Source organism: Amycolatopsis camponoti, assembly GCF_902497555.1.
In the GTDB taxonomy this organism is placed as follows: domain Bacteria; phylum Actinomycetota; class Actinomycetes; order Mycobacteriales; family Pseudonocardiaceae; genus Amycolatopsis; species Amycolatopsis camponoti.
The window spans coordinates 2856302-2881419 of sequence record NZ_CABVGP010000001.1 but is presented as its reverse complement, the minus strand read 5'-3'; the positions used below and the strand labels follow the sequence as shown (position 1 = coordinate 2881419).

The window sequence follows — 25118 nt, the reverse complement described above, 5'->3', positions numbered from 1 at the left end:
CGGTTCGTCGGTTCATTACTCATGTAGCTAACCATGGAGGCTCGGTGGGACCGTTGTCAAGGTCGGGGGAAGGAGACAGGCGGCCGTGATCCAACCAGGATCCAACCGGGCCCCGCGATACTCGCCGTCAAGTGCAGCGTGGACCACGGGGAGTTGGCATTCTCATGACCCAGACCAAGTTCGATGTACCGGTGAGCGTCGGGCTGACGGCCTTCGCGGCCTGCTCGGCGCGGGCCGTCGAAGGCAGCCGGCCGGACCGGTTGATGGAGGACCCCTTCGCCGTCCGCTTCATCCACGGCGCGAAGCTGGACACCGGGCTTCCGCTGAGCGTCGCCGAGGTCGAGCGCGAGTCGATGCTCTCGTCGCGGTTCGCCGGCGTGCGGACCCGGGTGTTCGACGACTTCCTGCGCCAGGCCGTCGCCGACGGGGCCGGCCAGGTCGTGATCCTCGCGGCCGGACTCGACGCGCGGGCGTTCCGGATGCCGTGGACCGCCGGGATCGACGTCTACGAGGTCGACCACCCGGACGTCCTCGACTTCAAGGACGCCGTGCTCGGCGACATCGGGGCGGAGCCGCCGTGCCGGCGGCACGTGGTCCGCGCCGACCTGGCCGGCGACTGGGGTTCGGTCCTGGACGCCGCGGGGTTCGACCCGGGGCGCAAGACGGCGTGGATGGCCGAAGGCCTGCTGCCCTACCTGGGCGCGCGGGAGGAGGGTGACCTGCTGCGGACCCTCGGCACGCGGTCGCTGCCGGGCAGCCGCGTGTGCCTCGAGTACATGCCGCCGGACGTCGTCGCGACCTTCCGCGACCACCCGCGGCTGGAGGTCACGAGCGACACCCTCGGCGTGCCCATCCGGGAGATGTGGAACGCCGAGCCGCGGGAGGACACCGCCGGCCTGCTGGAGGGGCTCGGCTGGCGCGTCGGCTTCCGGTCGCTCGGCGACTGCGCGCAGGCGCTGGGGACGCCGCTCGGGGACGAGTTCGCGACCCCCGGCGACGACTTCACCGACGGCATGGCGCGGTGCGGCTACCTGACCGCCGAGCTGACCCGCTGAGCACGACGGCCGACGGAAGTGCGGGCACGGCAGGGTTCCACGCCGTGCCCCGCACTCCCGTGTCCGTCCACAATGGACACTCACTGTGGCGCAGTTCACATCGCGGGGCGGGTGTTGCTCCCCTTGTCACGGTGCTGCTACTGTTCGTGGCATGACGACACCCGTGCACGCAGCAGTCATACTCTGACGCTGGTTCGCCGACTTCCGGCGCAAGTGATCGGCTGACTTCCCGCCGTCCTTGCTCTCGTCGTACCCCGGAATCCGCGAACCGTTCGTGCCTGTTTCGTCGATCGTGAACCAGTGCTTTCCCCAGACTCGTTCCTGCTCGCCGCGGCGCGTGGTTCCTTCATGCTCCCGTAGGAACGGACTTCATGTCTCACTCTGGACCCACCACGTCCGGCGACGTCGCCGGCAAGCTCGATCGCGGCGTGCTCAAGGTCGCCGCCGTCGTGGTGCTCGGCTCGATCATGGCGATCCTCGACACCACCGTCGTCAACGTCGCCCTGCAAGAGCTCACCGTGCAGTTCAAGACCTCCTTCGCCACCATCCAGTGGGTCTCCACCGGGTACATGCTCGCGCTGGCCGCGGTCATCCCGGTGACCGGCTGGGCGTCGGACCGCTTCGGCACCAAGCGCCTCTACCTCGTCGCGCTGTCGGTGTTCCTGCTCGGCTCGGTGCTCGCCGGGCTGTCGTGGAACATCGAGACCCTGATCGGATTCCGTGTCCTGCAAGGACTCGGTGGCGGGATGCTGATGCCCGCCGGGATGACCCTGCTCACCCGGGCGGCCGGGCCGCAGCGCGTCGGCCAGGTGATGGCGCTGCTCGGCGTGCCGATGCTGCTCGGCCCGATCGGCGGCCCGATCCTCGGCGGCTGGCTCGTCGACACGGTGTCCTGGCGCTGGATCTTCTTCATCAACGTCCCCATCGGACTGATCGCACTCTGGCTCACCACCGTGTTCCTGCCCCGCGACCGGCCGGAGCGGGCGGACCGCTTCGACTTCCCCGGCATGCTGATGCTGTCGCCCGGGCTCGCCCTCCTGCTCTACGGCGTGGCGAACGTGCCGGGCGCCGGCGGCGTGAGCCGGCCGGAGGTGTGGCTGCCCGTCGGGCTGGGCGTCGTCCTGGTCGCCGGGTTCGTCGTGCGGGCCACCCGGATCCCGAACCCCCTGATCGATCTGGGCCTGTTCCGCGACCGGACGTTCTCGGTGGCCGTGCTGACGATGGCGTTCTTCTCGGTGTCGTTCTTCGGCGTGATGCTGCTGTTCCCCAGCTACTTCCTGCTGGTGCGCGGGGAATCCGCGCTCTGGGCCGGGCTCCTGATGGCGCCGCAGGGAATCGGCGCGATGCTCACCATGCCCGTCGCCGGCAAGCTCGCCGACCGGATCGGCGCCGGCAAGGTGATCCTGCCCGGCATCCTCGCCATCGCCGCCGGGCTGCTGCTGTTCGCCGGCATCGGCGCCGAGACCGCGTACTGGCAGCTGCTGGCCGCGTTGTTCGTCGTGGGCCTCGGGGTCGGCGCGGCCATGATGCCGATCATGGTCGCCGCGCTGCAGACGTTGCGGCACCAGGAAGTCGCCCGCGCTTCGACGGCGACGAACATCATCCAGCAGATGTTCGGGGCCATCGGCTCGGCGGTCATGTCGATCATCCTCGCCGGGGTGCTCGCGGCGAAGTTCGGCGTGCCGACGAGCCAGGGACAGCTGGCCGCGGGGGCCGCGCTCGCGCAGCCCGCCACCCACGACGCCGCCGCGGTGGCCGCCGCCGACTCGTTCGGCACGGCGTTCACCTGGGGACTCGTCTTCATGGTGGTGTCCGCGATCCCGGCCGTGCTCCTCCTGCGAAAAGCGCCGGTCCGTGGTGAACTCGCAGCCGACGTGGTGGATGTGCCCACCAGGGAAACCGTGGTCTAGGGGGAAACGATGCTCGTCCACTGGGTCGAGGACGGCGAGGAGCTGACCGCGGAGTGGCGGTCGGAGAACAACGCGCCGCCGCCGGCGGAGATCGTCGTGGCCGACGACGACCTCGCCGCCGACGAGGCCTACCGCCTGGCCGTCGACGGCAAGGCCGTGCTGTGGCGCGGTGACTTCCAGAACGCGCGGCAGCTGCTGCAGGCCGTGGGCAGGCGGATCGACCGGGCCGGCAAGCGGCGCCCGGCGAAGAGCGCCACCGAGGCGTTCCACCTGCACCGCCAACGGCAGGCCCGGCAGGCCCAGCTGCTGGGCAAGCTGCTCGTGCCCGTGGACCCCGGGCACGTCGTCCCCCTGCGCCGGGCGCCCGACGTGCGGGAGGCGTGCACGGAGGCCTACGGCCCCGCGGAGGGCGCGGCGGTCGTGTCGCTGCGCGAGCTGCTCGGCGTGATCGGCGCGCACGAGTGGCGGCGCAAGGGTGTCGAGGTGCCCGGGCTCGGCGCGCGCATCCACCCGCACTACGGGGTGTTCTCGCCGGCCCGCGGCGAGTACGTCGACCTGGTGGCCGCGGCCCCGCTCCCGTCGACCAGGCTCGCGTTCGACATCGGCACCGGCTCCGGGGTGCTCGCCGCGGTACTGCTCGCCCGCGGGGTGGAATCCGTGGTGGCCACGGACCTCGACCAGCGGGCACTGGACTGCGCGCGGGAAAACCTCGACCGGCTCGGGTTCGCCGGGCGGGCGCGGTTCGTGCAGGCGGACCTGTTCCCGCCCGGCGAGGCACCGCTGGTCGTCTGCAACCCGCCGTGGCTGCCGGCCAAGCCGACCTCGCCGATCGAGCACGCCATTTACGACCCGGGCAGCCGGATGCTCCGGGGATACCTGGACCGGCTGGGCAAGCACCTCGAGCCCGACGGCGAAGGCTGGCTGGTGCTTTCGGACCTCGCCGAACACCTCGGTTTGCGTTCGCGGGCCGAGCTCCTCGAAGCCATCGACGCCGCCGGGCTGACGGTGCTCGGGAAGACCGACACCCGGCCGCGCCACCCCCGCGCGTCCGATCCGGACGATCCGCTGCACGCGGCACGCGCCGCCGAGGTCACCTCGCTTTGGCGGCTCGCCGGTCACCGCTGAACGGCACACGGAAATCGACGCGGCCACCCGGCCATCCGGAAGAAAGGAGATGTGACATTCGATAATAATCTGCTGCAACTCGAACCGGATCGGTTCACCCCATCGGGCGATGGCACACGATTCGTTACCGCGTAACGTTGAAACAGACGGCGCGGTGGGGGAATTTCGTTCGCGCGGATTCGCTCGCTAGCGTTGAATCGCGGCGATGGGGGTTTATTCGTGGTGCAAAACAGCTTTACCGGTGGCGCTTGTCGCGCCTATTCAGTGGCGTCGGGGCGAGGCCGGACCATTCTGCCCGGGCCCGCGGCCCGGGAAGCATCTTCGGGTCGCGGGGCGGCGGTCGCGCCGCGCGCACCGCGCTTCGAACTGCTCGGTCCACTCGCCCTGAAGGTGGACGACGTCGACTTCACGCCGACCGCGCCGCGCCTGCGCGCGGTGCTGTCGTTGCTGGTGCTCAACGCCAACCGGGTCGTCCCGACCTCGGTGTTCCTCGACGAGCTCTGGGACGGCGCGGCGCCGCCGAGTGCGCGCGGCACCCTCCAGACCTACGTGTTCCACCTGCGCAAGCTGTTCGAGCAGGCGCTGGGCGAGTCGTCCCGGCACGTGATGCGGGAAGTGCTCGTCACGCGCATGGACGGCTACCTGATGCGCGTCGGGGACGGCCAGTTCGACGTTCGCGAATTCGAGTGCCTCGTCGACCGGGGTGCCTTCGAGCTGGCCGCCGGCGAGGTGGAGCAGGCGTCGGCGACGCTGCGGCGCGCGCTCGACCTGTGGCGCGGGCCGATCAGCGTCGACTGGTCGGTCGGGACGAAGGCCCGCGCGCACGCCGCCCGGCTCGACGAGCTGCGGTACCGCGCCCTGCTGATGTTCCTGGAGGCCAACCTCTGCGCGGGGCGGCACCTCGAGGTCGTCGGCGAGCTCGCGTCCCTGCAGGTCGAGGAGCCTTCCCAGCAGACCGTGCACGCGATGTTCATGATCGCGCTGCACCGCAGCGACCGCACGTCCGGGGCGCTGACGGTGTTCCGCCGGCTCGCCGAGCGGATGCGTGAAGACCTCGGGCTCCGGCCGTCCGGGCGGCTGCAGTCGCTGCACCGGGCGCTGCTCGCCGAAGACCCGCTGCTCGACGACCGGCGCCTGCGGATCGAGCCGCTCCTCGATCAGCTCGCCGCGAAGTGGTGAGCAGCGGCTCGTCGCTGCCGCGGGTCGGCAAGGTGGTGCTGGTCGACGTCGGGATCCCGTACGCGGTCTACCTGGTCCTCAGCCGGCTGGGGGTCTCCCCCGTGCTCGCCCTCGTCGTCGCGGGCGGGGTCTCCCTGGTCCGGGTCGCGATCGGCTACGCCGCGGACCGCACGGTCAGCGCGCTGTCCGTGCTGGTCCTGGTCCGGTTCGGGCTCGGGGTGCTGCTGGGTGTCCTGTCCGGGGACGCGCGCGTCGTCCTGGTCAAGGACTCCCTGGTCACCGCTTCGGTGGGGCTGGCCGCGCTGGTTTCACTGTTCCTGGCCAGACCGCTCACCTATTACATCCGGCGCGATTTCAGCGGCGACAGAATAGCCTGGAAAGATTCCTGGACGCACTCGGCGCAATTCCGCCGGATGAACCGGGTGACCACCGCGGTGTGGACGGCGGGATTGCTCGCCGAGTCGGCGGCCAGAATCGCGGTGGCGTTCTGGACGCCGCTCGACATCGCCACGCTGGTGTGCCCGGCATTGGGCGCGGGTTCGATTCTCGCCCTCATCGCCTGGACCCAGTGGTACGGCCACGCGGCCCGGCCGGCCGTCGACGCCGAGCTCGCCATCGTCCGGTCCTGACCGTCGTTCCGCCGGTCGCGACCTCCCCCGAACAATGGAGTTGATCATGACGTATGTGGAAACCCCCGTGCTGATCGTCGGCGGCGGGCTGACGGGCCTCGCCGCGGCGTTGTTCCTCGGCCAGCAGGGCGTCGGCTGCCACCTGGTGGAGAAGCACGAGACGACCACGGTGCTGACCCGGGCCTCCGGCATCAGCCCGCGCACGATGGAGCTGCTGCGCAACGCGGGCCTCGCGCAGGTCGTCGCCGACCGCGGGCCCAAGCTCGTCCAGGGCGACCGCTGGCGCGAGCTGGGGCAGCCCAGCGACCAGATCCCGTGGGTGGTGCTGCGCTCCACGAGCGTCGCGGACATGGAGAACGCCGTCGTCATCGAGGAGCCGTCGCTCGACTTCGACGAGGTCAGTCCGATGAAGCCGCACTGGTGCGGCCAGGACCGGCTGGAGCCCATCCTGCGCGACGCGGCGACCGCCCGGGGCGCCGACATCCGGTTCGGGACGCTGCTCGAATCGCTGGAGCAGGACGAAGACGGGGTGACCGCGGTCGTCGTCGACCGCGGCACCGGCGAACGCACGACCGTGCGGGCCGAGTACGCGATCGCGGCCGACGGCGTCGGCGGCGGCCTGCGCGAGCAGCTCGGCATCGGCCTCGACGGGCACGGTGTCGTCGGCGCGGCGATGAGCGTGCTGTTCAAGGCCGACCTGAACCCGGCGATCCAGGGGCGGCGGTTCGTCATCTGCTACCTGGCCAACGAACAGGCGCCCGGCGTGCTGCAGCTGTTCGACGAGGAGCGCTGGGTGTACGGGTTCTTCTACGACCCGCGCACGACCGAGCCGGCCGACCTCACCGAGCAGCGGTGCACGGAGCTGCTGCGGACCGCCCTCGGCGTGCCGGACCTCGACGTCGAGGTGGAGATGACGATGCCGTGGGTGATGTCCCACAACGTCGCCGGCTCCTACCGGTCCGGCCGGGTTTTCCTGGCCGGCGACGCGGCGCACGTGCACCCGCCGGCCGGTGCGTTCGGCGCCAACGGCGGCATCCAGGACGCGCACAACCTCGCGTGGAAGATCTCGGCCGTGCGCGACGGCTGGGCCGGTGCCGCGCTGCTGGACACCTACGAACGCGAGCGCCTGCCGGTCGGCTCGGCCGTCGCGCGGCAGGCGTTGCTGCGCCACACCTTCCGGCTCGACAGCGACGTCGACGGCGAGGCGCTGATCGACGCGGCCGTGGTGGGCAACGGCTACCGCTACACCTCCGCCGCGATCGAGGGCGAGGGCTACCCGACCGCGGTGCCGCGCGAGTTCGACCTGACCGGACGCCCCGGCTACCGGGTGCCCCACGTGTGGGTGCGCCCCGGAGTGTCCACAGTGGATCTCGCGGTGACGTCGTACGCGCTGCTGACCGGCCCGGACGGCGCCGCCTGGCTGGAAGCGGCGGCATCCCTGCCGGGCACCGTGCCGCTGAGCGTGCACGTCCTCGACAGCACCTTCACCGAGGCCGCGCGGCTCGCCGCCGACGGCGCGCTCCTCGTCCGGCCGGACGGGTTCGTGGCCTGGCGCGGGGAGAACGCCCCGTCCGCGGGCAAGCTCGGCGACGTGCTGGCGGGCACCCTCGACCGCGGCGAAAAGCCGGCCGGAAAGCACTGAGAGGACAGGACATGGGAAGCATCACCGCACCGTCGAACGTCTACACGCTGATCAACGTCTTCCCGGTCGAGCCCGACCGGCGGACCGAGCTGTACGAGCACCTGGTCGAGGCGACCGAGACGCTGATCAAGCACCTGCCCGGCTTCGTGTCGGCGAACTTCCACCTGAGCCACGACGGCAAGCACGTCGTCAACTACGCCCAGTGGGAGAGCGAGCGGCACTTCCGGGCCATGCACGCGGATCCGCGGCTGAAGGCGCACTTCGACTTCTGCCGGGCACTCTCCACGCCGCGCTCGATCCCCTGCGACGTTTCGTCCGTGCACGAAACGAACTGATCGGCGGCACCACCGGAAGCCGGTGTGCGGACTCGGGTCCGCACACCGGCTTCCGTCCTTTGTAGACACATTTGTGCGGGCAAACCCGGTTACAAGCGGCCTCCAAGGACGAACCGGGAAAGTAGGACCGGAGAGCAACACCCGACGCGAGGAGGAGCAGTGGCCTACCGGGCTCTGATGGTCCTGCGCATGGACCCCGACGACGCGGACCAGGTGGCCGCGGCGTTCGCCGAACACGACCGGACCAGCCTGCCGGGCGAGCTCGGTGTCATCCGCCGGACGCTGTTCCGGTTCCACGACCTCTACTTCCACCTCATCGAGGCGGAGGAGGACATCATGCCCTCGCTCTCGGCCGCCCGCGGCAACCCGCACTTCCGGAAGGTCAACGACGAGGTCGGCAAGTACCTGACGCCGTACTCGGCGGACTGGAGCGAGCTCAAGGACTCCAAGGCGGAAGTCTTCTACAGCTGGGAGAGCGCACGGTGAACACACCCAAGGTGGCCCTCGCCGACGTCGCACCGAACCACCGGCAGGGCGGGAGCACCCGCGCGCTGCTCACCCCGGTCTCGGTCGGGGCCACGTCCGGCTTCCTGGGCACGATCGACCTCGCCCCCGGCGAGTTCGTCGCCGAGCACTACCACCCGTACTCGGACAAGTACCTGTACCTGGTCGGCGGCACCGTCCTCGTGGTGCTCAACGGCGAAGAGGTCGAGCTGCGGGCCGACGAGGCGCTGCTGGTCGTCCGGGGCACGCGCCACCGCATCGTCAACACCGGCGGCGTCCCCGCCCGTGCGGTGTTCCAGATCTCCCCGCTGGCACCGAAACCCCACCTCGGGCACGTCGACACCGAACCGGTCCCGTTCCCGGACGCGGGCCCGCCCCGGGTCGGTGGGCTGTGACGGGGCGGCGGGTCGTGATCACCGGAATCGGGGTCCGGGCGCCGGGCGGGATCGGCACGCCCGCCTTCTGGGACCTGCTGACGTCGGGGCGCACGGCGACGCGGACGATCTCGACGTTCGACCCGGCGCCGTTCCGGTCCAGGATCGCCGCCGAGATCGACTTCGACCCGATCGCCGAAGGGTTCACCGCCGGCCAGGCGGCCACCGCGGACCGGGCGACGCTGCTCGCCCTCGCGTGCGCCCGGGAAGCGCTTGCCGACAGCGGGGCCGGCCCGCTCGACCCCGAGCGGACCGGGGTCAGCGTCGGCACCGCGGTCGGGGCCACGATGAGCCTGGACCGCGAGTACGCGCGGGTCAGCTCCCGCGGCGCGACGTGGCTCGTCGACCACACGCTCGCGGCGCCGAACCTGTTCGACCACTACGTGCCGAGCTCGATGGCCCGCGACGTCGCGTGGGAGATCGGCGCCGAAGGACCGGTGGCCGTGGTGTCGACCGGGTGCACGTCCGGGTTGGACGCCGTGGGCCACGCCGTGGAGCGGATCCGCGACGGCCGGGCCGAGGTGATGCTCGGCGGTGCGACGGAAGCGCCGATCTCCCCGATCACCGTGGCCTGCTTCGACGCCATCAAGGCCACCTCGCCGAACAACGGCGACCCGGCCCACGCTTCGCGGCCGTTCGACCGGGGGCGGGACGGGTTCGTGCTCGGCGAAGGCGCGGCGATGTTCGTCCTGGAGGAGCTGACCGCGGCCCGCCGCCGGGGCGCGCACGTCTACGCGGAGGTCTCCGGGTTCGCGACCCGGTGCAACGCGCACCACATGACCGGGCTGCGGCCGGACGGGCGGGAGCTGGCCGAGGCCGTCACCGTGGCGCTCGCCCAGGCGAAGCGGGCGCCGGACGCCGTCGGCTACGTGAACGCCCACGGCTCGGGCACCAAGCAGAACGACCGGCACGAGACCGCCGCGGTCAAGCGGAGTCTCGGCGACCACGCCTACCGGGTGCCGGTCAGCTCCATCAAGTCCATGATCGGCCACTCGCTCGGCGCGATCGGCGCGATCGAGCTGGCCGCGTGCGCCCTGGCGATCGAGCACGGAGTCGTGCCGCCCACGGCGAACTACGCCGAACCCGACCCGGACTGCGACCTCGACTACGTGCCGAACACCGCCCGGGAGGTGGCGACGGACACCGTCCTCAGCGTGGGCAGCGGGTTCGGCGGGTTCCAGAGCGCCGCCGTGCTCACGAAGGCCGGCTCATGACCGCGGTGGTGACCGGCCTCGACGTCATCGCGGCCAACGGGACCGGGGTGAAGGAGTACTGGGAGGCGACGCTGTCCGGCCGCTCGGGCCTGGGGGTGATCAGCCGGTTCGACCCGGCCGGCTACCCGGTCCGCGTCGGCGGCGAGGTGCTGGCGTTCGCACCGCGGGACCACCTGCCCAGCCGGTTGCTCACGCAGACCGACCGGATGACCCAGCACGCGCTCGCGGTGACCGGCTGGGCGCTGGCCGACGCGGGCGTCGAGCCGGCCGAGCTCGACGAGTACGCCATGGGCGTGGTGACCGCGAGCGGGTCCGGCGGGTTCGAGTTCGGCCAGCACGAGCTGCAGAAGCTGTGGCGCACCGGGCCGGAGCGGGTCAGCGCCTACCAGTCGTTCGCCTGGTTCTACGCGGTCAACACCGGCCAGATCTCGATCCGCCACGGCATGCGGGGCCACAGCTCGGTCGTCGTCACCGAGCAGGCGGGCGGCATCGACGCCGCCGCGCAGGGCGCGCGCCTGGTGGACGCGGGCACGCTGCGGCTCGCGGTCACCGGCGGGTTCGAGGCGTCCTTGTGCCCGTGGGGCCTGGTCGCGCAGATCCCCAGCGGACTGCTCAGCACCGAGGCGGACCCGGCCCGCGCCTACCGGCCCTTCGACGGCGACGCGTCGGGGTGGGTGGCCGGCGAGGGCGGCGCGATCATGGTGGTCGAAGAGGCCGCCGCCGCCCGCGCTCGCGGCGTGGACCGGGTCTACGGCCGGATCGCGGGGCACGCGGCCACGTTCGACCCGAAGCCGGGGTCCGGCCGGCCGCCGGGGCTCGCGCGAGCCATCCGCGGCGCCCTGCGGCAGGCGGAGGTCGAGCCGCGGGACGTCGACGTGGTGTTCGCCGACGCCGCCGGCGTCCCGGAGTGGGACCGGGCCGAGCGGGCCGCGCTGGCCGAGGTCTTCGGGCCCCGCGCCGTGCCGGTGACGGCGCCGAAGACGATGACCGGCCGGCTGTCCGCGGGCGCCGCGCTCGACGTGGCGACCGCGTTCCTGGCCATCCGCGACGACGTGGTGCCGCCGTCGGTCGGCATCCGCGGAGCGTCCGATGTGGACCTCGTGCTGGACCGCCCGCGGGAGATCCCCGTGCGCACCGCCCTCGTCGTCGCCCGCGGGGTCGGCGGCTTCAACTCCGCGCTCGTCCTGCGCGAGCACTGACCACTCATCGCCCTTACTGGAGGTGGCACATGACACTGGCCGAGTTCGTCGACGTGATCCGCGCGTGCGCGGGTGACTCCGACGAGTACGACCTGGACGGCGACATCCTGGACGTCTCGTTCGAAGACCTGGGGTACGACTCGCTCGCGCTGATCGAGGTGTCGGCGCGGCTCAAGCAGGACCACGGCGTCGAGGTGGACGAGTTCCCCGAGCTGGCCAGCCCGCGCGTCGCGCTGGAGCTCATCAACGGCACGCGCGAACGTGAGGTGGCGTGACATGGCGGCCAAGACCGAGAACTCGGTGACCATCGACGCGCCCCTCGAGCGCGTGTGGACGTTCACCAACGACGTCGAGGCGTGGCCGGAGTACTTCGACGAGTACTCCGCGGTCGAGGTGCTCCGCCGGGACGGCGACACGATCGACTTCCGGCTCACGACCCGGCCCGACGACCAGGGCCAGGCGTGGTCGTGGGTGTCGCGCCGGACCGCCGACCCGGCGACCCGCACCGTGCGGGCGCACCGGCTGGAGACCGGGCCGTTCGAGTACATGCGGCTGCGGTGGTTCTACACCGAGTCCGGCGGCCGCACGACCATGCGGTGGGTCCAGGAGTTCGAACTGCGCGACGACGCCCCGTTCGACGACGCGGCGATGGTCGAACGGCTCGACACCGGCTCCCGCAAGAACATGGCCCACATCAAGAAGATCCTCGAATCGGCGTCCTGACCGGTACCCGGAAGGAATTCAAGTGACCACTGTAGACACCGAACCGGGGGCGGGCCTCGTGCCGTCCCTGGACGACGTCCACGCCCGGCAGCTGTTCCTGCTGGCCAGCGCGGGCCGGCTCGCCAAGGTCGTGCACGTGCTGGTGGAGCTGCGGATCGCCGACCTCATCGGGGACGGCGTACGCACGGTCGAGGACCTGGCGGCGGAGACCGGGACGAACACCGACGCGCTGCTGCGGGTGCTGCGGGCGGCGGCGTCCGTCGGCGCCTTCGCCGAAGGACCCGACCGGGCGTTCTCCGGGACCCCGGTCTCCGACGCGCTGCGGGCCGACAACCCGCGCGGCCTGCTGCCGCTGGTGAAGTACAACAACCTGGACCTCACCTGGCAGCCGTACGAGCGGATCATGCACAGCGTCCGGACCGGCGAGCCCGCCTTCGACCAGGTGCACGGGCGGTCGTTCTTCGAGCACCTGGAGAACGAGCCCGAGTCCGGTGCGTTCTTCGAGCGCTTCATGATGCACTTCAGCCGGGTGATCGTCGGGCGCGAGCTGCCCGGCTACCGGCTGGACCGGTTCCCGCGGATCGCGGACCTCGGCGGCGGCGACGGGTGGTTCCTCACGCAGGTCCTGCTGGCCAACCCGGCCGGCACCGGCGTGCTGATGGACCTGCCGCGGGTCACGTCGTCGTCGGCCCCGGTGCTGGCCGAGCACGGTGTCGCCGACCGCGTCACCGTGGTGCCGGGCGACTTCTTCACCGACCCGATCCCGGGCGGGTGCGACGCGTACCTGTTCAAGGGCGTCCTGCACAACTGGTCGGACGCGGACGTGCTCCGGGTGCTGCACCGGGTGCGCGCGACCATCGGGGACAGCGGAGCCCGGCTGCTCGTCTGGGACCAGGTCGTCGCGGCCGGGAACGTCTGGGACCACGCGAAGTTTCTCGACATCGACATGCTCGTGCTGTTCGGCGGGCGGGAGCGGACGCTGGCCGAGTGGCGGACGCTGTTCGCCGCGGCGGGCTTCACCCTCACGACCACGGCGGCGAGCCGGTGGTCCCTGCTCGAATGCGTCCCGGCGTGACCGCGGCGGAGGGGCCGCCGGACAGCGCCGGCGGGATCCTGGACCTGATCATGGCGTTCTACGGTTCACGCGCGGTGATCTCCGCGGTCGAGCTGGACCTGTTCACCACGCTCTCGGGCACGTCGATGACCGGCACCGAGCTGAGCGGGCGGGCCGGGCTGCACCCGCGTGGCGCGGCCGACTTCCTCGACGCGCTGGTGTCGCTGGGACTTCTCGAGCGCACCGGCGACCGGTACGCCAACACCCCCGACGCGGAGCGGCACCTCGTCGCGGGGAAGCCCGGCTACGTCGGCGGCTACGCCCGGATGGCCGGCGGGATGCTCTTCCCGGTGTGGGGCAAGCTGACCGAGGCGCTGCGCACGGGCCGGGCCCAGGTCCCCAGCGACCGCGGCATCTTCGACGGGTACCGCGACGACGATGCCACCCGCGGGTTCCTCGGCGCGATGGACGCCGTGAACGGCGGGGTCGGGGCGGCGCTGGCGGCGGTCTTCGACTGGAGCCGGTACTCGTCGGTGGTGGACCTCGGCGGCGCGCGGGGCAACCTAGCGGCGACCCTCGTGCGCGAGCACCCGCACCTCGACGCGACCTGCTTCGACCTCCCGCCGGTGGAACGGTTCTTCGACGAGCACACCGCCGAACTCGGCCTGGCCGGCCGGATCCGGTTCGCCGCCGGTGACTTCTTCGCCGACCCGCTGCCGGTCGCCGACGTCTTCGTCGCCGGGCACATCCTGCACTACTTCGACCTGTCCGGCCGGCGGACGCTGCTGGCCCGCGTCCACGAGTCGGTCAAGCCGGGGGGCGCGGTGCTGGTGTACGACCGGATGATCGACGCCGGCCGCCGGGGCAGGCCGCTGAGCCTGCTCGGCAGCCTCAACATGCTGCTGACGTCACCGGGCGGCGCGGAGTACACCCCGGACGAAGCGCGGAAATGGCTGACCGAAGCGGGTTTCGGCACGGTCGAGGTCGCGCGCGTGGGTTCGCTGGACACACTGGTCATCGGCTACAAGGACTGAGGACACCGCGGTGGAGCAGATTCGCTTGACCGGCGCGCAGGAGACCCTGCTCGCCACGTTGTACGCCAAGGCATTGGACAACCGTTCGCCCCGGCCGGTGCTGGGCGACGGGAGCGCCGAGCGGCTGATGAGCCGCCTCGACTACGACTTCCGCAAGATGAAGTTCATCGGCCGGGACCGGCGCACGGTGACGTTCCGGGCCAAGAAGCTCGACGAGTGGACGATGCGGTTCGTGGCGCGCAACCCGGACGCGCTGGTGCTGCACCTCGCGTGCGGGCTCGACAGCCGCGCGTTCCGGCTGCCGCTGCCGGCCGGGGTGCAGTGGATCGACGTCGACCAGCCCGACGTCGTCGAGCTGCGGGAGAAGCTGTACGAACCGCGTGACGGCTACCGCGTGATCGCCACCTCGGTCACCGAGCAGGCGTGGTTCGACGCCGTCCCGGCGGACCGGCCGACGCTCGTGATCGCCGAAGGCCTCACCCCGTACCTGCAGCGGGCGGACGGCTTGACGATGCTGCGCCGGCTGACGGGCCACCTGCCGCACGGCGAGCTGACGTTCGACGCGGTCCTGCCGTGGACGCTGCGGATCGCCAAGTACTCCCGCCTGGTCCGGACGACCGGGGCGTCGTTCGGCTGGGCCGTCGGCGATCCTCGCTCACTCGAGGAGCTGGTGCCCGGGCTGAAGTTGCTGGAGGAGTGGTCCCTGCTCGACTCGCCGCACCTGGCCGACGCGCGGGCCCAGGATCGCGTCACCGCGTCGATCATGAAGCTGGCCCGTCCCCTGCGGTACGCGCATCGGTTGCTGCACTACCGGTTCTGACCGAGACGGCGGGCGGCGCGCTGGGCAGGGCCTGTGTCGAAGTCGGTCAGAGCCGTTCGGCAACCGCGGCCCGGCCCTCGAGTCCCCGACGGTCGTGAGTGAGAAACAGGGTTAGAACACTGTTTCACACTCACGACCACGCCCCGGCAGTCCAAGCCGGACATCGACGCGGGCGGCTCGATCGTGAGCGTGGGGTAGCCGAGTCCGCACCCGGCGCAGGTGTGGTTCTCCCCGGGCAGCGGCGGAATGACCTTCGGACGCTCATCGGACACGGCCACCATCGTCGGCGGACGAGGCGTCGTCCGGCAAGGCGCGGCTCGCGTATCATCCCGTCGATGACACGCGTGCTGGTCATCGGTCTCGACCCCGCCAAGCTGGACGGCTGGGACCCCGAACCGGTCCAAGCGGCGATCGCCCGCGGGCGGGCGCGGTTCGACGAGCACGCCCTCGCGGCCGACTACTGCCTGGTGTCGCTCGACGACCACCCGGAACGCGAGGTCGCGGCGGCGCTGGCGGCCGCGGACTACGCCTGCGTGGTCATCGGGGGCGGCATCCGCACGCACGAGCCGCTGCTGGAGCTGTTCGAGCGCGTGGTCAACCTGGTCCGGCAGCACGCCCCGGCCGCGGCCATCGCTTTCAACAGCAGCCCCGACGACTGCGCCGACGCCGCGTTGCGCTGGGTGCGCTGACCCGCGGGCGCCCGGCCCGGGGCGGACGGGGGATCCGCCCGCCCCGGGTGGTTCACCGGGTCAGCGCCGGCAGGGGTTGCCCGCCGGGTGCGCGGTGCTGCCGTGCACGTCGGCCTGGGACTCCGCCAGCACGATCTTCGCCAGCGCGGTGTCCAGCGCCACCGCCTGCTGCTTCACGACGCCGTTCGACACGGTCTGCCCGTTCAGCTTCAGCGAGCCGATGACCAGCGGGATGGTCAACGGTGCCGAGCCGACCGTGACCGAGGCGCCGTTGATCTTCAGCGAGGCGATGGTCGAGCTGCCGGTCAGCACCGGGGCGAGCCCGCCCGTGGCCGGCTGGCAGGTGGCCGCCGCCTGGGACTGGATCACGCCCAGCTCGATCGTCAGCCCGATCGTGCTGATCACCGTCTTGTCGATCTTGGCCGACGCCTGCGCGTGGTCACCGGCCGCCGGGGCCGCGGACTGGTTGTCCGGGCTCAGGTCGGTCGACGAGGTCAGCGCGTGGGTCTGCACCTTGATCAGGCCGGCGTTGAGCGTCGCGTCGAGGACGGTCTTGCTGTCGTCGGCGCAGGGCAGGTTCGCCGGGTTCGCCACGGCGGCGGTGATGCCGAGGACGTTCGCGGCGGTGCCGGTGCAGGAGAAGGCGCCGTCACGGTCGTCGTCGACGATCGTGCCGACCCCGGTCGGGTCGACCAGCCCGGCGCCGACCGGGGCCGAGAGGGTCACCGTGAACGTCTCGTCCGGCTCGTCGACGGTGTCCGGGGCGACCGGGACCGTCACCGGCTTGGCCGTCTCACCCGGCGCGAAGGTGACGTCCCCGCTGGTGGCGGCGTAGTCGGCCGGCGCGGTGGCGGTGCCGTTCGCGGTGGCGTAGTGGACGGTCACCGGGTTCGGGGCGGCCCCGCCGAGCAGCGACACGGTGAAGGTGGCCGGCACCGGCGCGCCGCCGGAGCCTTCGTCGACCGTGACGTCATTGATGCTCAGGCCCAGCACGCGCACGGTGGTCGTCTCGACGAAGCCGCGGGACATCCCGTCGACCAGGTAGTCGACCGAGCAGTGGTAGGTGCCCGGGGCCGCATCGGCCGCGGCGGCGATCGTCTCGGTGAACGTCGCGACGTCCCCGCTGGTCACCTTGGCGCTCGCCGGGGCGTTGGTGAGCGCCAGCTGCGGGTCGCAGCTGGTGACGTGGGGTGCCACTGTCACCTCGATGGACTTGATGCCGTTCAGGATGGCCTGGGACACCTGGTTGGAGGGCACGTTGTTGAGCAGCACGCCGCCGGTGGCCTCGGTGATGGCCGTGGCCTGCCCGTCGTAGTCGAGCGCGCCGACGTTGACGGCGACGACCCGGACGTTCGCCGCCTTCAGCGCGGCGATCGTGTCGGCGAGGGTGTGCCCGCCGCTGGGGTCGTGCGACGGCGCGTCGCCGAACCACGCGACGATGCGGGTCCCGTCCGGGCGGAACGAGACCGCGCCGGTGGCCAGTTGGTAGAGGGCGTTGAGGTCGGCCTCGGGCCCGTCTCCCCCGCCGCCCGCGGCCCACTGGTTGATGCCGGCCTGGACCGCGCCGGTGTCCGTGGTGATGCCCTGGTTGACCTTGAACGGCACCGAGTCGGTGAAGTCCTTGTACTCCGCGACGCCGAACTGGGCCGTCGGCTGCGCGGCGAGCACGTCCGAGGTGATGGCGTTGGCGTTGGCCCGGACGTTCGCGATCGCGCCGCCCATGCTGCCGGTGGTGTCGGCGAGCAGGACGAGGTCGGGGTTCGGCGGGACGGCGGAGGTGGTGACGTGCTTGGTGACGGTGGTGCTCTGCCCGGCGGCGAGCGTGAGGTCGACGGTGGCCGGGTCGACGCCCGGTGGCGCCGCGGCCGCGACCGCGGCCGGGGCCAGCAGCGCGCCGACCGCGGTCAGCGCGACGAAAACTGATCTTCGAGACATGGACTTCCCTTTCGCGGACCGGCGGAGTGCCGGATCGGGTGCGGGTTGCCTGGGAAAGACGAAATGAGCGGGAATTCGTTAGCCGGGTTGCCGAACGTCACCCGGAGCGCCCTGTGTCAAGATCCCGATGGGGCTACCAGGCCGGATTCCGGGCTACGCAGACCAGCGCGGGAATAGGCCGAAGGGTGGGGAACGCCGGACGAGCGTCACGCTCCCGAGCGACGGAAATCGCGCTTTCCGGCACCACGGGTATCGGCCCGAGGGCGGATTTCCCGCGATTTCCGCTCCGCACCGCGCGAATTACCCCCGGATGTCGCAACGCGGGGAGTGCTGGGAGCCGGACGCCTTCCTGGGTAGCGTTCCGGTATGACTCCCCAGCACGCGCTCTGGCTCCCGCTCTTCGACGACCTGGCCGACCCGGCGCTCGTCGCCCGCCTCGCCGCCGACGCCGAAGAAGCCGGCTGGGACGGCTTCTTCGTCTGGGACCACCTCCGGTGGCGCGAGCCGGTGGCCGCCGTGGCCGACCCGTGGATCACCCTGGCCGCGATCGCCACCGCGACCTCGCGGGTGCGCTTCGGGCCGATGGTCAGCGCGATCACCCGGCGCCGCCCCGTCAAGCTCGCCCGGGAGACCGCCACCCTCGACCGGCTCGGCGGCGGCCGGCTCACGCTGGGCGTCGGCCTCGGCAGCGACCGGTTCGGCGAGGAGTTCTCCCGCACCGGCGAGGAGTGCGACGACCGGGTGCGGGCCCGGATGCTCGACGAAGCCCTGGACGTCTTGGCCGCGGCCTGGTCCGGCGACGTCGTCCACCACCGCGGCGAGCACTACACCGTGGACGGCATCCGGTTCCTGCCGGCACCGGCGCGACGGATCCCGGTCTGGGCGGCGGGCTTCCCCGGCAAGCCCCGCCCGATGCGCCGGGCCGCGCGTCTCGACGGCTACTTCCCGGTGAACCTCGACTCGGCCGACCGCTTCGCCGAAGCCGTGGCCCAGGTCGAGGCGCTGCGCACCGGCACCGGGCCGTTCGACTACGTCGCGGAGGTCGGCCCGGGCGCGGACAGCTCGCCGTACGCGCGGGCCGGCGCGACCTGGCTGCTGACCGGCTTCGACCCCGAAGCGCTTTCCGTCGACCACGTGCGCGGCGTGCTGCGCGAGGGTCCCCACTGAGTCGAGGCGGCTGCCGGCCGACCCCGATCACTTCACGGTTTGAGACAGGGGACCAGATCTTCGGTGGGCTTCCCGGGGCGGCGGCGCCGATCCACCGCGAACCCGACCACGGCCAGCGCCAACCCGATCGCGCTCACCACCACCCCGGCCCACGCCGTCGCGCGATAACCCAGACCCACCGAAATCACCACACTCCCCAACGCCGCACCGAGACTGTTCGCCGTGTTGAACGCCGACTGGTTCAGCGCCGCGCCCATCAGCTGGGCTCCCGGGGCCACCGCGATCAGGCGGGCCTGGAGCACCGGGCCCAGGAACAGGATCGTGCCGCCGATCAGGAACGCGCCCGTGAACAGGCCGAACGCCGAGCCCACCATCAGTCCGAAGTAGACGTTCGCGGCGATCACCGCGGCGAAGCCCGCCACCATGGCCCGCTGCAGGTTCCGGTCGGCCTGCCAGCCGCCCAGGAAGTTGCCCGCCGTCATGCCGAGGCCGACCGCCACGAGGGCCCACGGGACCGCGCCCGGCGACAGTCCGGTGACCGACGTCGTGATCGGCGCCAGGTAGCTGTCGACGGCGAAGAACCCGGCGATGCCGATCGACGCCGTCGCCGCGACCAGCCACACCTGCGGCCGGCGCAACGTGCGCAGCTCGTCGGCCGGCGATCCGCCCGCCGCCGGCGCGTCGGGCACCGTGGCCGCCACCGCGATCAGCGCGAGCAGGAAGACCCCGGCGATGATCAGGTACGCCGTCCGCCACCCCGCGGCCTGCCCCAGCCGGGTGATCACCGGGACACCCGCCACGTTGGCCACCGTCAGCCCGCTCAGCACCACGGCGAACCCGCGCCCCTCGCTGCCCGGCCCCATCAGCGTCGCCGCCAGCAGACCCGCGGCCCCGAAGTACGCGCCGTGCGGCAGGCCCGCGGCGAACCGGGCCACCAGCACCCAGCCGAACGTCGCCGCCACCGCGGACGCGACCGTGCCGAGCACGAACAGCACCAGCAGCCCGAGCACCAGGCGTTTGCGCCGCATCCGCGCGGTGACCGTGGCGAGCACCGGCGCGCCGACGACCACGCCCAGCGCGTACGCGGTGATCATCCACCCCGCTCGCGCGACCGAGTCCGGTTCGGCGTTCCCGAGCACGCTCCTCGCGATCTCCGGCAGCAGCCCGGCCGGCACGAACTCGGTCAGCCCGATCGCCACCGAGCCGAGGGCCAGGGCGAGCAGGGCCGCCCAGCGTCGTCGTCGGGTGAGGTCGTCCATTCCGGCGACTTTAGCAACGCTGTTGCGTTAATACCAGGGCCCGGCGGTAGGGTGACGCCGTGCACCTGGCTTTCCTGCGGGACTACCACGAAGCGCTGGTGATCGCGCTGGCCCGGACCGTGCCCACGCTCGAGCGCGGCACCGTCGCCGAGGTCACCGGGCTGACCCCGCAGGCCGTCTCCAAGGTGCTGGCCCGCCTGGTCGACGAAGGCCTGCTCGAGCCGGCCGGGGTGCGGCGCCCGCCGCGCGGCAAGCCGGCCGCGGTCTACCGGCTCGTCCCCGGCAGCCGCTGGGCGATCGGCGCGCACGTCACCCGCCGCGAACTGCGCCTGGTCCTCACCGACCTGGCCGGCACGGTCCGCGCGTCGGCCGCGACGCCGCTGCCCGCCGACTTCACGCCGGACCAGCTGCTGGCCGAGCTGGCCGCCGGCGTCACGACGATGATCGCCGAGCACCGCCTGAGCACTCCGGAGCTCGCCGGGGTCGGCATCGGCATGATCGGGCCGCTCGACCAGTCGACCGGCACCGTCCGCGGCGCCCACCGGCTGCGGCACTGGCGCGACGTGCCGCTGGCCGACCTCGCCGAAAAGCGGCTGGGCCTGCCCGTGGTCCTGGACAAGGACGTCACCGCCGGGGTCACAGCCGAGGCCTGGCGCCGCGGAACCGCCTTCCGCGACGCGGCTCTCGTCGTCGTCGACGCCGGGGTCGGGGCCGGCCTGTGGCTGGGCGGTGCCGCCCACCGCGGCGCGCACACCAACGCCAGCGAGTTCGGCCACGCCGTCGTCCAGCTCGACGGCCCGCTCTGCGCCTGCGGCCGGCACGGCTGCCTGGAAGCCGTGCACGAGCGGGCCCCCGACCCCGCGACGGCCGCCGCCGTGCTCGCGACCGGCGTGGTCAACCTCCTGCAGACGCTCGACCTCGGCCACATCGTCCTCGGCGGCGCGGACCTCCTCGCCCACGGCGACCTCTACCGGGAAGCCGTCGAGCACGCCGTGCGCACCCAGCTGCCGGGCGCCGGCTGGCTGACCGTCGAAGTCTCCCTGACGTCGCTGGGCACGGACGTCGTGGCGGCCGGCGCGGCCATGCAGGTGCTCAACGCCCGCTACGGCCTCCCCGACCCGGCCCGGCCGCGCGAGCCCGCCACCGCGAGCCGCTGACCCACGCCGTCCGCGGCTCGCTGTGCCAGGCACCACAATTCTTGTAGTTAGGTGAGGTGCCCTTATTGTCCTCCCGTGCCCCTCGTCCCCCACCGCGCCGAAACCGGTGTCCACGCGCGTGAGATCGACGTCGCCTACGGCAGCGACGTCGTCGTGCGCGCCGCGTCCGTCTCGTTGCACGCGGGCACGGTGACCGCGCTCATCGGCCCGAACGGCAGCGGGAAGTCGACGCTGCTGCGCGCGCTGGCGCGGCTGCACCCGCCGGTCGCCGGCTCGGTCACCTTCGCCGACGGTGCGGACCTGCGCGCACTGTCCGGAAAGGACATCGCCAAGCGGATCACGTTGCTGTCGCAGCAGCGGACCGCGCCCGGCGGCGTGTGCGTCCGGGAGCTGGTCGAGTTCGGCAGGCACCCGCACCGGTCCCGCTGGGGCGGCCGCGACCCCGAGGGCCCCGCGGCTATCGAGCGCGCGCTGGAGCTGACCGGTCTCTCCGCCCTCGCCGACCGGCCGGTGCAGGCCCTCTCCGGCGGGCAGGCGCAGCGGGTGTGGCTCGCCGCCTGCCTGGCCCAGGACACCGCGCTGCTGCTGCTCGACGAACCCACGACCTTCCTCGACCTGCGGTACCAGGTGGAGATCCTCGACGTCATCCGCGACCTCGCCGACCACCACGGTGTCGGGGTCGGGGTGGTGCTGCACGACCTCGACCAGGCGGCGGCGGTCGCCGACCGGGTGCTGCTGCTGGAAGACGGCCGGGTCACCGGCGAAGGTGCCCCCGCCGACGTGCTGACCCCGGCCCACCTGAGCCGGGCGTACGGCATCCGCGTCGACGTCGTGCTCGACCCGGCCGACGGGCGGATCCACACCCGCGCGGTCGGCCGCTTCAACGCTTCGGGAGCGCGCACCGCGTCGGTCTGACCGGTACGCCGTCATCGGAAACACCAAGGAGACACATGCGGATCACCCGGCTGATCCTCGGCCTGTCCGCGGCCGCCACGTTCTTCGTGGCCGCCTGCGGCACCACCGAAGAGCCCACGAGCGGCGCCGCCACCGCGAGCACCGCCGGCCCGGTCACGGTCGTCGACTCGCGCGGCAAGGAGGTCAAGCTGCCCGGCCCGGCCAAGCGCGTCGCGGCGACCGAATGGAACGCCGTCGAGCACCTGCTGTCGCTCGGCGTCGCCCCGGTCGGCGTGTCCGACATCAAGGGCTACGGCCAGTGGGTCAGCGCCGAGAAGCTCGACGGCACCGCGAAGGACATCGGCACCCGCGGCGAGCCGAGCCTCGACGCGCTCGGCTCGCTGGGGCCGGACCTCGTGATCGTCACCGACAGCGTGACCGAAGGGGCGCTCGAGCAGATCGAGGCGAAGGTGCCGGTGATCGTCATCAAGGGCGGCACCGCCCAGGACCCGATCGCCGGGATGTACGCCAACCTGGACACCATCGCGAAAGCCACCGGCACCGAGGCGAAGGCCGCGCAGCTGAAGTCCGCGTTCGAGGAGAAGCTCACCGCGGGCCGGGCCGAAGTCGGGAAACTGGGCGCCGCGGGCCAGAAAGTCGCGTTCTCCGACGCCTACGTCACCTCGGGCTCGGTCAGCATCCGGCCCTACACCCAGGGCGCGCTGGTGTCCGCGGTGTTCGGCCGGCTCGGCCTCGAAAGCGCCTGGACGATGGCGGGCGACCCGGCCTACGGGCTCGCGCAGGCCGACGTCGAAGGCCTGACGCAGCTGCCCGACGTGCGGTTCTGGTACATCGCCAACAACGCCGAAGGCGACCCGTACCAGCAGGAGCTGGCCGGCAACGCGATCTGGCGGAACCTCCCGTTCGTCAAGAGCGGCAAGGTGCACCGCTTCCCGGACTCCCTCTGGATGTTCGGCGGCCCGAAGTCCATGGAGCAGTTCGTCGACGCGGCCATCGGCGCCTTGAAGGGATAGCGGTGGCCACTTTGACCGAGCCCCGGCCGCCCGTGCTCGCCCGCCGGCGACGCGGGCGGGCGGCGCTGCTCGGGATCGGGCTCGCCGTCTTGATCGTGGCCGGTTCGGCCGTGCACCTGACGCAGGGCACCGCGAACGTGGACGCGCTCGACGTGCTGCGGCTGGTGTTCGGCGGCGCGGGCGGCGACACGACCGCGGTCGTCGTCGAGTCGCGGCTGCCGCGGCTGCTCGCGGCGCTGGTCGTCGGGGCCGCGCTCGGCGTCGCCGGCGCGGCGCTGCAGTCGGTGTCCCGCAACATCCTGGCGTCGCCGGACACCCTGGCCGTCAACGCCGGAGCGCACCTGGCGGTGGTCGCCGTCGCGGCGTTCGGCGTCTCGCTGCCGCTGCTCGGCGCGGCCGGTGTCGCGTTCGCGGGCGGGCTGGCCGCGGCCGTGGTCGTGCTCGCGCTGTCCGGCACCGGCGGCACCGGGATCGTGCGGCTGGTGCTGGCGGGCACCGCGATCGCGCTCGCGCTGGTCTCCGTGACCCAGGTCCTGCTTCTGCTGTACGCCCAGGAAACCCGCGGCCTGTTCGCCTGGGGCGAGGGATCGCTGGAGCAGAACGGGCTCGGCGGCGTCCGCACGCTCGGTCCCCTCGCCGGCCTGGCGCTGGTCGCGCTGCTCGGCCTGGCCCGGCGGCTCGACCTGATCCACCTCGGCGACGACCACGCCCGGACGCTGGGCGTCCACGTCGGACGGGTCCGCGTCGCCGCGATCGGGCTGGCCGTCCTGCTGGCCGCGTCGGCGGTGACCTTGGCCGGGCCGATCGGTTTCGTCGGCCTCGCCGCGCCGGCCCTGGCCCGGCTGCTCACGTCCGCGGTGCCGGGCCTGCACCGGCACGCCGTGCTGCTCCCGTTTTCCGCGGCGCTGGGCGCGGCGCTCCTGCTGGGCGCCGATGTGCTGCTGCGCACGATCATCAGCCCGCAACGGGCCCTGGAAGTGCCGACGGGGGTCGTGACGATCATCCTCGGCGCCGTCTTCCTCGTGGTACTGGCCCGCACGGCGCGGATCACGTCCGCGACCGCCGAGCCGCCCGCGGCCGGCGCGCGCGGCGGGGTGAGCGCGCTCCGGTACGGCGTGGTGCTGGGGCTGCTGATGCTCGGGGCGGTCGGCGTCGCGGTGGGAGCGGTCCTGCTCGGGGACGCGAAGCTGCTGCTGGGCGACGTCGTCAACTGGGCGGCCGGCCAGGCGGGCCCGATCGTCACCGGGGTGCTGGACACCCGCGTGCCTCGCGTGGCGGCCGCGCTGCTGGCGGGCGCGGCGCTGGCGCTGGGCGGCGCGCTCACCCAGGCGGTCGCCCGCAACCCGCTGGCCGAACCGGGGATGATCGGCGTCGTCGGCGGCGCGGGCCTCGGCGCGGTCGTGGTGATCACGGGGGTGTCCGGGGTCGGGTTCTGGGCGCTGACCGGGTCCGCGGGCCTGGGTGCCGCCCTGGCGATGGCGGTGGTCTTCGCCGTGGCGGCAAGGGGCGGCTTCACGAGCGAACGCCTGGTGCTGATCGGTTTCGGCGTGCACGCGGCATCGCAGGCGCTGGTGGCGCTGCTGATCACGCTGTCCGACCCGTGGAACGAGACCAAGGCGCTGACCTGGCTGGGTGGCTCGACCTACGGCCGGACCTTCACGCACCTGCTGCCGATGGCGCTGGTGGTGCTGCTGGTGACGCCCGTGCTGGTCCGGATGAGGCGCGAGCTGGACCTGCTGTCCCTGGACGACGAGACACCACGGGTGCTGGGCGTGCCGGTAGGCCGGACGCGGTTGCTGCTGCTGTCGTGCGCGGTCCTGCTGACCGGCGCGGCGGTGGCGGGGGTCGGGGTGCTGACGTTCGTCGGGCTGGTCGCCCCGCACGCGGCCCGCGCGATCGTGGGCAGCCGGCATTCCCGCCTGCTGCCGACGGCGGCGTTGCTGGGCGGGATCTTGGTCTGCGCGGCGGACGTGGTCGGCCGCACGGTGATCGCCCCCGGCCAGCTCCCGGCCGGCTTGATGACCGCGATCATCGGGGCGCCGTATTTCGTGTGGCTGCTTTACCGGCACCGCACGAAGTCCCACGGGGGACGGTGACCCGCGAGGAACCCCAACCACAGCAACCCG

24 protein-coding genes are annotated in these 25118 nt (G+C 72.5%); 22 read left to right on the top strand and 2 right to left on the bottom strand.

Annotated features, from left to right (window positions below):
• Window positions 1-164 precede the first annotated feature (164 nt).
• The 17 genes from AA23TX_RS13650 to AA23TX_RS13570 all read left to right on the top strand — a co-directional run bounded on the left by AA23TX_RS13650 (window position 165) and on the right by AA23TX_RS13570 (window position 15546).
• Window positions 165-1055: an SAM-dependent methyltransferase gene (locus AA23TX_RS13650; protein WP_155542896.1), complete on the top strand. Its 891-nt coding sequence runs from the start codon at window positions 165-167 to the stop codon at window positions 1053-1055.
• 371 nt (window positions 1056-1426) lie between these two features.
• Complete coding sequence (locus tag AA23TX_RS13645) at window positions 1427-2965, top strand: DHA2 family efflux MFS transporter permease subunit (RefSeq protein ID WP_155542895.1); 1539 nt, start codon at window positions 1427-1429, stop codon at window positions 2963-2965.
• Window positions 2966-2974: 9 nt separating this feature from the next.
• Window positions 2975-4090, top strand: a complete 1116-nt coding sequence (locus tag AA23TX_RS13640) for a methyltransferase (RefSeq protein ID WP_155542894.1) — start codon at window positions 2975-2977, stop codon at window positions 4088-4090.
• Between the two features lie 390 nt (window positions 4091-4480).
• Window positions 4481-5269 (top strand): AfsR/SARP family transcriptional regulator, encoded by a 789-nt coding sequence (locus AA23TX_RS13635; protein ID WP_155542893.1) that lies wholly within the window; start codon window positions 4481-4483, stop codon window positions 5267-5269.
• Window positions 5266-5898 carry a VC0807 family protein gene (locus tag AA23TX_RS13630; protein ID WP_155542892.1) on the top strand — a complete coding sequence of 211 codons (633 nt, stop codon included), beginning with the start codon at window positions 5266-5268 and terminating at the stop codon, window positions 5896-5898. Before AA23TX_RS13635 ends, AA23TX_RS13630 begins: the two co-directional genes overlap by 4 nt.
• Window positions 5899-5944: 46 nt before the next feature.
• Window positions 5945-7540, top strand: a complete 1596-nt coding sequence (locus tag AA23TX_RS13625; RefSeq protein WP_196425309.1) for an FAD-dependent oxidoreductase — start codon at window positions 5945-5947, stop codon at window positions 7538-7540.
• A gap of 11 nt (window positions 7541-7551) precedes the next feature.
• On the top strand, window positions 7552-7875 hold the full coding sequence (locus AA23TX_RS13620; RefSeq protein WP_155542890.1) for an antibiotic biosynthesis monooxygenase family protein: 324 nt from the start codon (window positions 7552-7554) through the stop codon (window positions 7873-7875).
• Window positions 7876-8034: 159 nt separating this feature from the next.
• Window positions 8035-8361 carry a TcmI family type II polyketide cyclase gene (locus AA23TX_RS13615; protein WP_155542889.1) on the top strand — a complete coding sequence of 109 codons (327 nt, stop codon included), beginning with the start codon at window positions 8035-8037 and terminating at the stop codon, window positions 8359-8361.
• Window positions 8358-8774, top strand: a complete 417-nt coding sequence (locus AA23TX_RS13610) for a cupin domain-containing protein (RefSeq protein WP_230862479.1) — start codon at window positions 8358-8360, stop codon at window positions 8772-8774. The genes AA23TX_RS13615 and AA23TX_RS13610 overlap by 4 nt, the downstream gene beginning before the upstream one ends.
• Window positions 8775-8788: 14 nt before the next feature.
• Window positions 8789-10027, top strand: coding sequence for a beta-ketoacyl-[acyl-carrier-protein] synthase family protein (locus tag AA23TX_RS13605; protein WP_155542887.1), 1239 nt, complete (start codon window positions 8789-8791; stop codon window positions 10025-10027).
• Window positions 10024-11226, top strand: a complete 1203-nt coding sequence (locus AA23TX_RS13600; RefSeq protein WP_155542886.1) for a ketosynthase chain-length factor — start codon at window positions 10024-10026, stop codon at window positions 11224-11226. The genes AA23TX_RS13605 and AA23TX_RS13600 overlap by 4 nt, the downstream gene beginning before the upstream one ends.
• A 29-nt stretch (window positions 11227-11255) precedes the next feature.
• The gene (locus tag AA23TX_RS13595; RefSeq protein ID WP_155542885.1) at window positions 11256-11501 is read left to right on the top strand and encodes an acyl carrier protein; all 246 of its coding nucleotides are present in this window, start codon (window positions 11256-11258) and stop codon (window positions 11499-11501) included.
• A 1-nt stretch (window position 11502) separates the two neighbouring features.
• The gene (locus AA23TX_RS13590) at window positions 11503-11949 is read left to right on the top strand and encodes an SRPBCC family protein (protein ID WP_155542884.1); all 447 of its coding nucleotides are present in this window, start codon (window positions 11503-11505) and stop codon (window positions 11947-11949) included.
• Window positions 11950-11971: 22 nt separating this feature from the next.
• The gene (locus AA23TX_RS13585; RefSeq protein WP_155542883.1) at window positions 11972-13024 is read left to right on the top strand and encodes a methyltransferase; all 1053 of its coding nucleotides are present in this window, start codon (window positions 11972-11974) and stop codon (window positions 13022-13024) included.
• Window positions 13021-14037 carry a methyltransferase gene (locus tag AA23TX_RS13580; protein ID WP_196425308.1) on the top strand — a complete coding sequence of 339 codons (1017 nt, stop codon included), beginning with the start codon at window positions 13021-13023 and terminating at the stop codon, window positions 14035-14037. Before AA23TX_RS13585 ends, AA23TX_RS13580 begins: the two co-directional genes overlap by 4 nt.
• A 10-nt stretch (window positions 14038-14047) precedes the next feature.
• Window positions 14048-14857 (top strand): class I SAM-dependent methyltransferase, encoded by an 810-nt coding sequence (locus tag AA23TX_RS13575; RefSeq protein WP_155542881.1) that lies wholly within the window; start codon window positions 14048-14050, stop codon window positions 14855-14857.
• Between the two features lie 335 nt (window positions 14858-15192).
• Complete coding sequence (locus AA23TX_RS13570) at window positions 15193-15546, top strand: hypothetical protein (protein WP_155542880.1); 354 nt, start codon at window positions 15193-15195, stop codon at window positions 15544-15546.
• A gap of 60 nt (window positions 15547-15606) precedes the next feature.
• On the opposite strand, the gene AA23TX_RS13565 is transcribed toward AA23TX_RS13570, so the two are convergent.
• Window positions 15607-17481 carry a Calx-beta domain-containing protein gene (locus AA23TX_RS13565; RefSeq protein ID WP_155542879.1) on the bottom strand — a complete coding sequence of 625 codons (1875 nt, stop codon included), beginning with the start codon at window positions 17479-17481 and terminating at the stop codon, window positions 15607-15609.
• A 366-nt stretch (window positions 17482-17847) separates the two neighbouring features.
• On the opposite strand from AA23TX_RS13565, the gene AA23TX_RS13560 reads away from it, so the two are divergent.
• Entirely contained in the window at window positions 17848-18648 is an 801-nt protein-coding gene (locus AA23TX_RS13560) for an LLM class flavin-dependent oxidoreductase (protein WP_155542878.1), read from the top strand.
• A 32-nt stretch (window positions 18649-18680) separates the two neighbouring features.
• Here AA23TX_RS13560 and AA23TX_RS13555 read toward each other — a convergent pair whose 3' ends face one another.
• A complete protein-coding gene (locus tag AA23TX_RS13555) occupies window positions 18681-19907 on the bottom strand; it encodes an MFS transporter (protein ID WP_155542877.1) in 1227 nt (408 codons plus the stop codon).
• Between the two features lie 59 nt (window positions 19908-19966).
• Here AA23TX_RS13555 and AA23TX_RS13550 point away from each other — a divergent pair, with 59 nt between their 5' ends.
• The 4 genes from AA23TX_RS13550 to AA23TX_RS13535 all read left to right on the top strand — a co-directional run bounded on the left by AA23TX_RS13550 (window position 19967) and on the right by AA23TX_RS13535 (window position 25088).
• Window positions 19967-21064 (top strand): ROK family transcriptional regulator, encoded by a 1098-nt coding sequence (locus AA23TX_RS13550; protein WP_155542876.1) that lies wholly within the window; start codon window positions 19967-19969, stop codon window positions 21062-21064.
• Window positions 21065-21139: 75 nt separating this feature from the next.
• Window positions 21140-21979, top strand: coding sequence for an ABC transporter ATP-binding protein (locus AA23TX_RS13545; protein ID WP_155542875.1), 840 nt, complete (start codon window positions 21140-21142; stop codon window positions 21977-21979).
• Between the two features lie 35 nt (window positions 21980-22014).
• Entirely contained in the window at window positions 22015-22992 is a 978-nt protein-coding gene (locus AA23TX_RS13540) for an ABC transporter substrate-binding protein (protein WP_155542874.1), read from the top strand.
• A gap of 2 nt (window positions 22993-22994) precedes the next feature.
• Entirely contained in the window at window positions 22995-25088 is a 2094-nt protein-coding gene (locus tag AA23TX_RS13535; protein WP_338422495.1) for an iron ABC transporter permease, read from the top strand.
• The last annotated feature ends 30 nt before the right edge of the window (window positions 25089-25118 follow it).